The organism is Shewanella sp. ISTPL2, from assembly GCF_013283205.1.
In the GTDB taxonomy this organism is placed as follows: domain Bacteria; phylum Pseudomonadota; class Gammaproteobacteria; order Enterobacterales; family Shewanellaceae; genus Shewanella; species Shewanella oncorhynchi.
This window is the reverse complement of record NZ_JAAPAV010000001.1, coordinates 3,800,505-3,813,936: the sequence shown is the minus strand read 5'-3', so window position 1 is coordinate 3,813,936 and position 13,432 is coordinate 3,800,505. Positions and strand designations below refer to the sequence as shown.

12 protein-coding genes are annotated in these 13,432 nt (G+C 44.9%); 10 read left to right on the top strand and 2 right to left on the bottom strand.

Annotation, left to right across the window (positions count from 1 at the left end):
- Positions 1–319 precede the first annotated feature (319 nt).
- Positions 320–2,980: a TonB-dependent receptor gene (locus HUB64_RS16750; protein ID WP_173497445.1), complete on the top strand. Its 2,661-nt coding sequence runs from the start codon at positions 320–322 to the stop codon at positions 2,978–2,980.
- A gap of 89 nt (positions 2,981–3,069) precedes the next feature.
- On the opposite strand, the gene HUB64_RS16745 is transcribed toward HUB64_RS16750, so the two are convergent.
- Both HUB64_RS16745 and HUB64_RS16740 read right to left on the bottom strand, forming a co-directional pair.
- Positions 3,070–3,429 (bottom strand): TraR/DksA C4-type zinc finger protein, encoded by a 360-nt coding sequence (locus HUB64_RS16745; RefSeq protein ID WP_028759621.1) that lies wholly within the window; start codon positions 3,427–3,429, stop codon positions 3,070–3,072.
- A 187-nt stretch (positions 3,430–3,616) separates the two neighbouring features.
- Positions 3,617–4,567, bottom strand: coding sequence for a tRNA-dihydrouridine synthase (locus HUB64_RS16740; protein WP_105253104.1), 951 nt, complete (start codon positions 4,565–4,567; stop codon positions 3,617–3,619).
- A gap of 267 nt (positions 4,568–4,834) precedes the next feature.
- On the opposite strand from HUB64_RS16740, the gene HUB64_RS16735 reads away from it, so the two are divergent.
- The 9 genes from HUB64_RS16735 to recR all read left to right on the top strand — a co-directional run bounded on the left by HUB64_RS16735 (position 4,835) and on the right by recR (position 13,103).
- On the top strand, positions 4,835–5,263 hold the full coding sequence (locus HUB64_RS16735) for a hypothetical protein (protein ID WP_028759624.1): 429 nt from the start codon (positions 4,835–4,837) through the stop codon (positions 5,261–5,263).
- Positions 5,264–5,379: 116 nt separating this feature from the next.
- Positions 5,380–6,249, top strand: a complete 870-nt coding sequence (locus tag HUB64_RS16730; RefSeq protein ID WP_173244261.1) for a DUF692 domain-containing protein — start codon at positions 5,380–5,382, stop codon at positions 6,247–6,249.
- Positions 6,249–6,995: a DUF2063 domain-containing protein gene (locus HUB64_RS16725; RefSeq protein WP_173497444.1), complete on the top strand. Its 747-nt coding sequence runs from the start codon at positions 6,249–6,251 to the stop codon at positions 6,993–6,995. Before HUB64_RS16730 ends, HUB64_RS16725 begins: the two co-directional genes overlap by 1 nt.
- A 150-nt stretch (positions 6,996–7,145) precedes the next feature.
- The gene (locus HUB64_RS23335; RefSeq protein ID WP_006082086.1) at positions 7,146–7,268 is read left to right on the top strand and encodes a hypothetical protein; all 123 of its coding nucleotides are present in this window, start codon (positions 7,146–7,148) and stop codon (positions 7,266–7,268) included.
- Between the two features lie 81 nt (positions 7,269–7,349).
- Positions 7,350–7,718, top strand: a complete 369-nt coding sequence (locus HUB64_RS16720; RefSeq protein WP_173497443.1) for a YbaN family protein — start codon at positions 7,350–7,352, stop codon at positions 7,716–7,718.
- Positions 7,719–7,986: 268 nt separating this feature from the next.
- Positions 7,987–8,538, top strand: coding sequence for an adenine phosphoribosyltransferase (gene apt, locus HUB64_RS16715; RefSeq protein ID WP_105252212.1), 552 nt, complete (start codon positions 7,987–7,989; stop codon positions 8,536–8,538).
- Between the two features lie 37 nt (positions 8,539–8,575).
- On the top strand, positions 8,576–11,938 hold the full coding sequence (gene dnaX, locus HUB64_RS16710) for a DNA polymerase III subunit gamma/tau (protein WP_173497442.1): 3,363 nt from the start codon (positions 8,576–8,578) through the stop codon (positions 11,936–11,938).
- Positions 11,939–12,161: 223 nt separating this feature from the next.
- The gene (locus HUB64_RS16705; RefSeq protein ID WP_006082082.1) at positions 12,162–12,491 is read left to right on the top strand and encodes a YbaB/EbfC family nucleoid-associated protein; all 330 of its coding nucleotides are present in this window, start codon (positions 12,162–12,164) and stop codon (positions 12,489–12,491) included.
- Positions 12,492–12,503: 12 nt separating this feature from the next.
- A complete protein-coding gene (recR, locus tag HUB64_RS16700) occupies positions 12,504–13,103 on the top strand; it encodes a recombination mediator RecR (protein ID WP_006082081.1) in 600 nt (199 codons plus the stop codon).
- The last annotated feature ends 329 nt before the right edge of the window (positions 13,104–13,432 follow it).

Here is a 13,432-nt window from a genome sequence, read left to right as displayed (position 1 = left end):
TTTTATTTTGGATACACTTTGATTCATTTGTGGCGTGAGTTTCTCGGTGTTCTTTTGGTTAACAATTGAGATTTATTGTATCAAATTAAATATTTAATATATTCAACAGGTCTGTATTGCTTAACTCCATGATGTATATACGAATATCTTATATTCAAGTTGATTTATTTTGTGTCAATTTTTTTTAATTTGAGATTAATTGTTTTTAATGGTTGACTTAGATGTTGCGCATTAACATTATCCCTACAGCGAAATAGAGTTCGCTTGCCAAATATAAAAATAACAAACATAGGGTTTTATTTACCTCAAGGAGAGATTAATGCGCTATTTAAGTTTAACGGCCAAAGCCGTTCGTACTAGTTTAATTACAGTGGCGACAAGCAGTGTGGTTTTTTCTGGAATAGGCTTTTCTGCAGTGGGAAATGCAGCAGAAGAAAATGCGAAAGTTGAACGCATTGAAGTGACGGGTTCTCGTATTAAACAAGTTGATATGGAAACTGTTTCACCCGTGACTGTCATTAATGCTGCGGATATTGCCATGACGGGTGAAAAAACCGTTGCTGACGTATTGAATAACTCCGCGATAAACAGCTTTGGTTCTTGGCGTGGTATTTCTGGCTATGGATCAGGAGCAAGCTCAACCAGTGATGTCAATTTACGCGGTTTAGGATCGTCTGCGACATTAGTGTTATTGGATGGACGCCGTATGCCGGGCACAAGTTCGAGCTCTGGCTCTGTGGCCGATACATCTTCTATCCCTATGGCTATCGTGGAGCGTATTGAAATCCTGCGCGATGGCGCCTCGGCAGTATATGGTTCCGATGCGGTTGCGGGCGTGATAAACATTATCACTAAGAAAGAGTTTGAAGGGTTTCAGCTTGATTACAGCACTGAGCAGCCAAGTGTTGAAGGAGGCGATGCCAACCGTTTATCACTTGCAACGGGCTTTAATACTGATAAAGGCAATATCACGCTAACCTATGAATATTATGATACTAAAGCGGTAATGGATCGTGATATTTGGCGAATGGACGATTCAAGTTATAACGCATATAGTGGATATAGCTCAGTACCAAACGGTAAATATGGACCAGGCAACGGTAGCTGGTATAGTAATTCAGATATATGTGAAAAAACGGAAAATACCATAGACTCAGGTGATGGTCGTTGTTTATATAACCATGGTAATGTCACTAAGTTATTTGGCGATCAAACCCGTAATTCGCTGTTATCTAATTTCTCCTATGAGATTTCAGAGAATATAAAATTCCGAGGCCGAGCTTCTGCTTCATTAGCTGAAACTGAAACCCGTTATGCGGGAACGCCAGTATCAACGAATACCCCTGTGATGAGTGCCGATAATAAGTTTAATCCAGTTGGCGAAGAATTAGTGATTTCTATGCGAGGCGCGCAACTTGGCGAGCGAGATACATTAACTGAAACCAACAACTTTGATATTCTAGGTGGCTTTGTTGGTACAATAGATTCAGGGAATGGTATCGACTGGGAATTAAATGCCCAGCACGCAACATCGACGACAAATAGTTTTAACTATAATTTACTGAACGACGATATTATTCAGCAAGAAATTGATTCAGAGCAATATGATATTTTCAATACCTCTGGAATGAGTTATGAGCAGTGGGATCAACAGATGACAGATCTGTATCGTAAAGCAGCGCATACTGGGGTTTATCAGGGCAAATTTGAAAGTACTCAATTGGATGGTCTTGCTTCGACCTTACTGCTCGATGACGGTGATCTTTCAGTCGCTATGGTCGGCGGTCTTGAATATGAAATGATCAAGTTTAAGCAAACCAGTGATCCAGAATCGGCCGCGGGTATTATCTCCGGCGGTTCGGGTGGTGATGATGTGGATGCCACGCGTGACCGTAGTGCCGCTTATTTGGAACTCCAAGTTGGCTTACCTGCCAATGTTGAGTTTTCTGCCGCAGTACGTTATGAGCGCTATGAGCAGGAAGGAACTCTCACAGGGCCTCAGGGGGAAGTCGTTAATTCATCGACCTTCGATGCCGTGGTGCCTAAGTTTGGTTTAAGCTGGCGTCCTATAGATACGTTATTATTGCGTGCTAGCTATGGTGACTCATTCCGCGCGCCGAATATGAGCGAAATGTTCTCGTCTCAATCCTTGAGTTTTGAGAAGGGTGTTGATTCTTTGTGGTGTAATGAACCTGGTAACGTGGATGCCATATATTGTGCGACTAATAATCAACATAAAACCTGGTATGGAGGAAATCCTGATCTAGAGGCAGAAGAGGGCAACTCGTTAACCTTTGGCGGCGTTTGGAATGTCACTGACGCATGGAACTTGGAGTTATCTTATTACTCAATCACCTATGACAACAAAATTGAGTCAATTGATGTGGATGATATCCTGCGTGATGAAATCAAGAATGGTTCTTCTCCCTATGTGACGCGCGGTCCTGATGGCAAGATTGAATATATTGAAGCCGGAGTTCGTAACTTAGCTACAGTTGAGACCTCAGGTATCGATTTTGTTACGGCTTATAACTTAGAAACAGGCTTTGGGGATTTCAATTTCAAACTGGATTTAACTCATGTGCTTGATTTTAAAAAGCAGGATAACGCTGAAGCAGACATGATCGATTACGCAGGGTCGACTGACTCGCCCGATTGGCGCGGTAACTTTGCGACCAGTTGGAAATACGATGATTTTTCTGCCGCATGGACAGTTGTTTATATCGGTAGTCAATCAGCAAGTTATTTCAATGAGTTAGAAGAAACCGACCGTTATGTTGATTACGATAATTACTTTAAACATAATATTCAGTTTGGTTATACCCATGCTTATAACGGCTCTATCACAGTAGGGGTGAATAATGTGTTTGATGCTGAAACACCAAACTATTACACCTACGCCGATTATCGCGATGTGAATGTGGGTTTATATGATGTGTTAGGTAGAACGTATTACCTGAGAATAAACCAGAAGTTTTAGGTTGTCCGCCCTCCCTGGATAACTCAAACCTCCGCTTGCGGAGGTTTTTTTGCTTATAAGGCAGTTTACTGGGTGTCGAATGAGCGCTATCAATGCGTGAGGCGCAGTTCGTGGCGGTGTTCATGCTGATAATGCTCGGCGCAGGAGGTGCAGCGTTGTTCGGTGGGATCTTGGCTTAAGCGTTCGCTTTCAATTTCTGCCTCACAATCCGAGCAAAGACCGTAGAGACCTAAGTCGAGCTGGCAAAAGGCGGCATCAAGTTTATTTAATCGGCAAAATAGTGGGTGTTCAGCCAGTGGTGTCTGAGCCAATTTATCAATTAATTCTGCCAGACTCAGGCTAGCGTAATGCTCCCCTATGGCTTCGAGGAACAGAGGGAGCGCGCCTATTTCTTTCCTTAGATTAGCTTCAAGCTCTGACAATTCATGTCTGATATGGGTGGTGCTCACGTAAAATCGCCTATTTCATTTGACTCTAGGCGTCCAGTCTAATAGTTCCACTATCAACGACTATGATAAAGATCAAGTATCTGCCACATTTTCGGTTTTTTAGCCGTTAAAAATCGAAAAAGTACTTCATTCTTATCGCATTATATGTGCTACGGCAAAAGCCCTTTTATCACATATATCGTTGCGATTATTCGTCGCATAAGTTCCGTTGCGCTGTTTCTAATACGCGGACAATTTCTTCCGTTGTTTTAAAGACTCGCAGTTCCCTAAACAAGGTATCGGCTTCGGGATATTGACGGTTGAGATAGGTAAACCACTGTTTGATCCGGGCTGGATAATAGTCACTTTTACGGCCATTGAGTTCCCTTTGGGTATAACTGAGCATGAGCCCTAAGGTTTGCGCCCAAGTATAAGGAGTGGCTCCTGTCTTGATAGTATCAGCCAAGTTCGGCAATGAAATTGCCCCGCGGCCGATCATGATACTGTCGCAGCCCGTGACCTCGATACAACGCTTAGCATCGTCACTGTTCCAAATTTCACCGTTGGCGATCACCGGGATCGGCAAACGTTTGCGCACTTCGGTGATGTATTCCCAGTAGGCTGGCGGTCTGTAACCGTCGACTTTACTGCGCGCATGGATGGCAAGTTCAGTTGCACCGGCTTCATACACAGCAATGGCGTTTTCCATAAACAGTGACTTATCTTCGTAGCCCAAACGTATTTTGGCCGTTACGGCATGCTCTTTTGGTACTGCTTGACGCATGGCTTTGACAATATCGTGCACACTCTCAGGATATTGCAATAATACGGCGCCACCTTTACTGCGGTTAACAATTTTTGCTGGACAGCCAAAGTTTGCATCAACACCGTGTGAGCCTAGCTCAATGGCACGCAGGGCATTTTCGCCCATACATTGGGGTTCTTGACCAAGCAATTGTACTCGTACTGGCGTACCTGAAGGGGTGTTGCCGTTGTTGAGCAGTTCAGGACACAGTTTGAGAAAGACCTTTTCAGGCAGCAGTTGGTCTACCACTCGCACAAATTCGGTGACGAGCAAATCGTAGGGATTGATGGTCGATAGGATGTCACGCATCAAAGCGTCTACTACGCCTTCCATTGGAGCCAAAATCACACGCACTGCAGTAAACCCATATCTGTTGCAAAGGGCGAGCATTCTACCTTATCAGCCCTAAGTTACAAAGTGGCCTTGTGAAGGAGGATGAATAGGTACGCCAATAAATAAAATCCAAGCTAAACTGATTGTCCTAGCAGGATATTTTTACCATTTCTGTGACTTAGTGATATTTTTTGCAATAGAATCGAAATAAGGCAGGTCTTTTGTTGTAAGCCAGCTACTTAAACTGTTGTTGGTCATTATTACTCAATAAACAAGAAGGGATTATTTATGAATTCAGTTAAAAAAACAGCAGTTGCAGTAGCGTTAGGTTCAGTTGTGATGAGTTCAGCTTTTGCTGTCAATGCACAAACTAACCCATTTGGTTTTGAAGCTATGGATGCGGGCTATCAAATTGTCGGTTCAGAAGGCAAATGTGGTGAAGCCAAATGCGGCGCAGACATGAAGAAAGCCGCCGCTGAAAAAGCCAAAGAAGGTAAGTGTGGTGAGGCTAAATGCGGTGCTGAGATGAAAAAAGCGGCTGCAGATAAAGCTCATGAGGGGAAATGTGGCGAAGCGAAATGCGGTGCTGACATGAAGAAAGCCGCTGATAAGGCCCATGAAGGTAAGTGTGGTGAAGCAAAATGTGGCGCTGATATGAAGAAAACCGCCGAAAAAGTGGATGCTAAAGTCGAAGCCGTTAAAAAAGAAGTGAAGTAAAGCGGGTTTGTTTTATCCCTGCAGTTATTGGGATAATTGAGCCTAAAGAGGCCAGCCAGCGCTGGTCTCTTGTGTTTTATTCTTAAGCGATTACAGGTTAGCATTCGTGAGGTTCTATGAATGATCAAAAAAATACGACACAGGTAGGGCTGGGATTAAGACGAGAAATGCTCAGTGAATTTTGTTTACAGGTGCCTGATGCTATTAATTTTTTTGAAGTGGCACCTGAGAATTGGATGACCTTAGGTGGTAAATTTGGCCGCCAATTTCGTGAGTTGACTGAGCAACATACTTTCTACTGCCACGGTTTGAGTTTATCCATTGGTAGCCCTGAACCTTTAGATCTCGCGTTTGTAAAAAATATCAAAACCTTTATGGATTTACATCAAATCCAAGTCTATTCCGAACATTTAAGTTATTGCTCAGGGCAAGGTCACTTATATGATTTAATGCCTATCCCTTTTACCGACGCTGCGGTGAAGCATGTGGCGGCGCGGGTCAAGCAAGTAGAAGATATTCTAGAGCGGCCGCTTATTTTAGAAAATGTGTCTTTTTATGCCGCTCCAGGTGCGCAAATGACAGAACTTGAATTCGTTAATGCCGTGCTGCAAGAAGCCGATTGTAAACTGCTACTGGATGTGAACAACATCTATGTGAACTCGATAAACCATCAATACGATGCCGATGCCTTTTTACAGGCCATGCCGACGGAGCGCATCGCCTATTTGCATATTGCTGGGCACTACAAACAAGCTGAAGATCTGCTCATTGATACCCATGGCGCCGCCATTAACGATCCCGTCTGGACATTATTACAGCGCTGTTATGCTTTGCATGGGGTAAAACCGACTTTGCTTGAGCGTGACTTTAATTTGCCGACAACCGCTGAATTGTTGCTCGAGATAAATCAAATTCACGGTTATCAAATGGCGGCGTCCAGCTCCCATGCCCAAAATAGTGCTCATGCCGTAAAGAGGATCGCCTAATGGATTTTAAGCAAGTGCAGCAATCCTTTATCGATTATATCCGCGATCCATCTTCGCCATTGCCCGTGGATACTGATTTCCGGCGTATGCAGGTTTACCGCGAGTTATTTTTTAATAATGTGCTGGGATTTGTGTCGAACGGCTTCCCCGTGCTGAAAAGTTTGTATTCTGAGGAGGATTGGCTGACTTTGGTGCAGCGTTTTTTCAGTCAACATGATTGCCAATCGCCCATCTTTATCGATATCGCGTGTGAGTTTTTAGATTTTTTACAGCAGGAATATCAGCCCACGGCAAATGATCCTGTTTTTATGCTCGAATTAGCGCACTATGAATGGCTGGAGTTGGCCGTTGCGGTCGCACAGGCGAGTGGGGATGAATCTCAACTTAGCCTAGCGCAAATGTCGACGCAGGCTTTATGTTTGTCGCAGACGGCGAGGGTGGCGCAGTATCATTTTGAGGTGCAGCACATTCGTCAGGATTATCGGCCGCAGCAACGACTCGATACGCCAGTGTTTTTTTGTCTCTATCAAGATGCCGATTGTGAAGTGTGCTTCTTACAGTTAAATCCCTTAAGCGCGCAGGTGCTGGCATTTCTTCAAGCTCAAGGCCAAGCGGGTTTTAAAGAGATAGTTGATTGGTTAACAATCACTTACCCTCAAATGGCGCCAGAGATTATTGAGCAAGGTTGTATGCAGTTACTTGAGCAATTAGCGGCGAAAGGGATAGTGCGCGGACGTCAGTCTTAAGGTTGGGATTATTGCCGAAATAAATGCAATAACCCTACATTTAGAGGGTTTTTATTGATTTGACAAACCGCTACAATGTCGGCCGTTTTGTGATCTCAATCACTGTACGATTCCTGCGCACTTATACTTGCACATACTAGAGGAGCTGTAATGAGTAGTCAGCCGTTCAAAGACCCATTTAATTTTTTGTATTTTATTGGTTTTATTTTAGTTTTACTGTTGCCGACTCTGCCAGCAAGTCTGTCTTGGTTAAAGCATTTAGGTTTAATTTAAGCGAGCGTTAATCTCTAGCGCATAGCCTATTGGCCACTCTTCGAGTGGCTTTTGTTTTTTCGATAAAGGGCATTTAAACCTATGGTATTAAAGCGCGGATTATTTTTACTGTTAGGCTTAACCGCTTTAGTCTTAGGTTTAGTCGGTATCGTGCTACCGATATTGCCGACCGTGCCTTTTATCTTGCTTGCTGCCTTCTGCTTTGCCCGCTCGAGTGAACGTTTACACCATTGGTTGATGACACATCCCTGGTTTGCCGACGCCTTAACCCAGTGGCAAGAGCAGCGAGCAATGCGTAAGGGATTGAAACGCAAAGCCATGATAGTTAGCGCACTCAGTTTTAGTCTCAGTATTATTGTGGTCCCTATCCTTTGGGTAAAAGGTCTGCTGTTTGTCATGGCATTGGTCCTACTTTGGTATCTTAAAGGTATACCTGAAATAGAGGGATGATTGAGTGATTGGATGGGCTCAAGTGCTGTGACTGAAAGTTTAGTCGTGTTCTTGTTGAGGCTATTTAACTGAGAGCCAACAGGGTTTGATCTAAGGCACAAATTGATAACCTTTCCATCACTTGTGCATTGTGATTGTTGCAACTAAAACTAAAGCGGCATAAGCTTTGTTCGACTTTCGACAATGCGTCCACCCAGTGTGGACGTTTTGTTTTATACCGCCACCGCTAGGTTGGTGAATTGATTAAGTAACTTATTAAGCAAATATGATGGCTATGAATACAGAAACCTTATCCTTGATAAAGCAAAGCATTAAAACGATTCCTAATTATCCTAAGGAAGGGATTTTATTTCGAGATGTCACCAGTTTGCTTGAGAATGCAGCAGCCTATAAAGCGACCATCGACTTGTTAGTTGAACATTATCGTGGCCAAGGCTTTACCAAAATTGTGGGCACTGAAGCCCGTGGTTTCTTATTTGGTGCACCGTTGGCTTTAGAATTGGGTATCGGTTTTGTACCTGTGCGTAAACCCGGCAAATTGCCGCGTGCAACCATCAGCCAAAGCTATGAACTGGAATACGGTCACGATAGCCTAGAAATTCATACTGATGCGATTAGCGCAAATGACAAAGTGCTCGTTGTTGACGATTTACTCGCCACTGGCGGTACTATCGAAGCGACCGTTAAACTGATCCGCCAACTCGGCGGTGAAGTTAAACATGCGGCCTTTGTGATCTCATTACCTGATTTAGGTGGTGAAGCACGTTTAACCGCATTAGGGCTTGAGTTGGTTAAACTTTGTGAGTTTGAAGGCGAATAAATCTGCAGCTAAAGGCGCCTTGGGATAGTTTGATGGCATGTCAAATCATGGCATGTTATCTTTCAAAGTTCTCGGGGCGCATGCTCCCGCTTTTGTATCACATACTCTGGGGAGTTCCATGTCATATCAGGTGTTAGCCAGAAAATGGCGCCCTGCCACATTTGATCAAATGGTTGGCCAAAGCCATGTTTTGCATGCCTTGACCAATGCGTTGAGCCAGCAGCGCTTACACCATGCTTACCTGTTTACGGGAACGCGCGGTGTTGGTAAAACCAGCTTAGCGCGACTCTTTGCCAAAGGCTTAAACTGCGAACAAGGTGTGACAGCGACTCCCTGTGGTGTTTGCGGCAGTTGTGTGGAAATCGCCCAAGGCCGTTTTGTCGATTTGATTGAAGTCGATGCCGCATCTCGCACTAAGGTCGATGATACCCGTGAGCTGTTAGACAATGTGCAGTATCGTCCAACCCGTGGCCGCTTTAAGGTTTATCTCATCGACGAAGTGCATATGCTGTCGCGCAGCAGTTTTAACGCACTGCTAAAAACCTTAGAAGAACCCCCCGAGCACGTTAAATTTCTTCTGGCGACCACCGATCCGCAGAAACTGCCAGTGACTGTGTTATCTCGTTGTTTGCAGTTCAATTTAAAAAGCCTGACCCAAGCTGAAATTGGCACTCAGCTCAATCATATTTTGACCCAAGAGCAGTTTCCCTTTGATGCAGAAGCCCTAAAACTGCTGGCTAAAGCTGCCAATGGCAGTATGCGTGATGCCTTGAGTTTGACCGATCAAGCCATCGCCTTTGGTGGCGGTAATGTGATGCTCACTCAAGTGCAAACTATGCTTGGCAGTATTGATGAACAGCATGTAGTTGCCTTGCTTAACGCCTTAACCGATGCCGATATTGGTGTGTTAATGCATACATGTGCCCAAGTGCTCGCGTACGGCGCAGATGCCCAAGAAGTGCTACGCAGTTTACTTGAGTTGTTACATCAAATTACCTTGACCCAATTTGCCCCCGCTTGCGCGCAGCAATCCTTGTATAGCGCACAAATTCGCGCCTTTGCCGAACAGCTTAAGCCGGAACAAGTGCAGCTTTATTATCAGATTTTATTAACAGGCCGCAAAGACTTACCCCATGCACCGGATCCTAAATCGGGTCTTGAGATGGCGCTATTACGCGCTGTGGCGTTTGTGCCGGAAAAGCCAGTAAAGCGCTGGCAGCCTGATGCGGTCGCTGAGATCAGTTTACCTGAAGGGCAAACGCCAGTTGCGATAGCGCAAGCTACTGATGTAAATGAACAAAAGTTTGCTGAGCCACATACTGCGGAACAACTGCCTGCTGAAAAAAAAACGGTATTAATTGAGTCCACCGTAGCGAGTCAGCAAGCTGAAACTGTTCAAACCGCTGCCGTTGAGGCGACATGTGAGCTTGCTGATGTAGTAGAACATGAGTTTGGATCTGAACTCGAAGCGGATGCGGCATTAATTGCCGAACAGGCGGTGATTCTAAGTCAGGCGCAGAGTCAGGGATTTAACGCTGGCATCTTGAATACCAGCACAGTGAATGCCGAGGCTAAATCTCAAACGGTATCAACCGTTCAAGCGTCTCTTATATACACTTCAGAATCTGTTGCTGGTATCGAGGCATCGGTTGTTAGTATTGATACTCAGAATATTCAAGGAATTGAATTAGTCACAACAGCTTCCGAGCTGAGTCGAGTGAATACGGCAGAGCCTGAAACTGCTGTCAATTCAACAGCGGTTGAGTGTGATGACAGTGCAGATAAAACTCTTTCTGATAAAGACCCTGCTGCAAAGAACATCTTCGATAACAACATCGATAACAACGCGTTTGAGTTAGAGCATGATGCCAATCGTCTTCATGGAAATGAAGCTGAGCATTCATTTCCAGCGATGGGGGATTATGCCCTAGAGTCAGCTCCACTTGATTCCTATCAAGACGTTTATGCTGATTTTTCCTCTGGCGCTTATAATGATGATAACTTTAACCATGGCTTTGATTCGCAAGAGGCTATAAATTCTGTTGATGTTCAAAGTTCTGTAGGTGTTTCAAACGCTGCAGGCATGCAAGCTTCTGCTGATCGTCAGTCAGCACCTGTGGCTCAAGTCTTCACTCAATCACAGATCTCAGTATCAGATTCAATACAAGAGCAAGCGCTACAACAAGCCGCTTCTGTATCCTTAGCCGACGATGATATTCTCTCAGCTGTGTTGGCGGCGCGGGATTCGCTGCTATCTGATCTTGACGCCTTAAGTGCTAAGGACGGTGATGAAAAAAAGTCGTCATTGGACTCAAAACTTAAGACGCCAAACACTAAATCACATGGTGTAACCTTACCTAAATCGGTTACTAAAATTGAAGCGAGTCAGCCAAGTGTGGCATTTTCTGTTGATCCAGCATCTGACTTAGACCCTGATTTAGCGATAGATTTTGATGATGACTTCGACTTAGATCTTGAGCCTATCGATCTGCACCAAGCAGTATCTTCAGTCGTCATTTCAACTGGAATTGTCTCTGAGAAGCCTGTCAAACCGTCCGCTGCAGATGATCGTCCGCCTTGGGAGGCAGCGCCTGAAGCTGAATCTATCGAAGTGACGCAAGTCGATAGCAATAAAACTAACTGTGTTCAGCCTGTGAGCGCGCAAGCTACTGATATAAATAATGTTCAAGCCAGTCATGCTCAAGAGCTTTTAGGCGCGAGTTACGCACCTAATCATGCACAAGATGACACTCTATCCCTGAGTGACGGGCAGGCCGCAGCATCAAGTTTGAAGTCGGAAATACTTCAAAATCAGGCTGTACGTCAAGAAGAAATACCCGCCTCAGAGTTTGCCTCGGTTAGCGCAATAGCACTGACAAATGCGTCGAATACAGTGGAACACACGCATGAGACACAAGTCGCGCTCAGTTCGACTCAACCTATTAGCGGTCATCCATTAGATTTACATTGGTACAAGTTGATGGCGAGCTTAGAGATCGGCGGGCGAGTGCGGCAACTGGCGGTTAATTCTGTCTGTCAAACTTTGAGTGATCCTTTGCCGTTGCTGCTTAAACCAAACCAGAAGCATCTAGCGGCCGATGTTGCCATAGTGCAGCTTGAGCAAGCCTTAACTACTGCGCTCGGGAACCCAAGACGGGTACAAGTGGTCATAGGAATCGATGAACAGCGGGAAACGCCCTTAGAGTTACGTAAGCGTTTCCACCAAGAGTTGCTGCAACAAGCGCATCAATCATTGATTCATGATGACAATGTGCAATGGTTGATCCAACGTATGGGCGCCGAACTCGATGCCGATAGTCTAGTGTATCCGCCAGAGTTGTTGAATTTACGCAGTCAGCAAATACAAGCGTTACCTGAGTTAAATGAGGCCGCGAGTTAGCTATTATTGGCGAGTCTTTGGGTAAAATTTTCATCGTTAATTTGTAACGCTGTGGTTTAAATTTAGGCTTCGAGTGCATATTTATAGTGATGCTGCTGAGAAACTCGGCATCGAGATCATAAGTTTATTAACAAGATAACGGCATTGATTGCCAATCCCATTTATTTAAGTAAGATTAGCCGCGTTAATGCTTGCGACTAACCCTAATAGAAGAGAAAAGACTATGTTTGGAAAAGGCGGTATGGGCAATCTGATGAAACAGGCCCAGATGATGCAAGAAAAAATGGCCAAAGTGCAGGAAGAAATCGCCCGTATGGAAATGGTGGGTGAATCTGGTGCAGGTTTGGTGAAAGTCACCATGACTGGCGCGCACACAGTGCGTAAAGTTGAAATCGACCCAAGCCTGATGGAAGACGACAAAGAAATGCTGGAAGATTTGATTGCTGCGGCTTGTAATGACGCTGCCCGTCGAATCGAAGAAAACCAAAAAACTAAAATGGCCGAAGTCACTGGTGGTATGCAATTACCTCCAGGCATGAAAATGCCATTTTAATTGAGATAGCCGATGAAATTTAGTCCACTGTTAGATGAGTTAATTCAGTCCCTGCGTTGTTTACCTGGGGTTGGGCCTAAATCGGCGCAACGTATGGCGTTTCAGTTACTCGAGCGCGACAGAAAAGCAGGGCTTAAATTAGCCAGTGCGCTGTCCAGTGCGATGAGTGACGTCGGTCATTGCCAGTCTTGCCGAACCTACACTGAAGAAACCCTCTGTCCGATTTGTGCTAGCCATAAACGCGGTACGTCTTCCACCATTTGTGTGGTGGAAACGCCGGCCGATGTGTTAGCCATTGAGGCGGGTGGACATTTCACCGGTCGCTACTTTGTTCTTTTAGGCCATCTATCGCCACTCGATGGTGTTGGGCCGGAAGAGCTAGGTTTAGCGTTACTTGAGCGCCACTTGGCCTCGGGTGATGTGGCCGAGTTGATTTTAGCGACCAATCCGACGGTAGAAGGCGAGGCAACAGCGCATTTTATTGCTGATATGGCCAGACGCCATAAGGTGATGATCAGTCGCATCGCCCACGGCGTGCCCGTTGGTGGCGAGCTTGAATATGTGGATAGCACGACGTTAGCCTTGTCATTCAATGGCCGTTTACCGCTTTAACAGAACACAGTGACTCAGTTTAGTTAGTGTAATGCGGTTGATTATATTCGCTTAATTTAAATGCTGAACTGTTCGACTCGACTCAATTGTCGCGATATCCCTTAAACCCGCCAAGAACCTATCTTGAGCGGGTTTTTATTTGCCCAGTGTTTTCAAGATGTCGAGGCTGGGTTGTGGTGATAGGGCCGTGGAGATAGCGCTGTGCTTCAATCCTCATTTCAATTGATATCTACCCATATAAAAACTAGGTTTATCAATAGTTTTTTAAATTTCATACTTGTCTTATGCGAGCTTCATCCGTAAAGTCGGTTTGATAAGAAGCGGGCTAA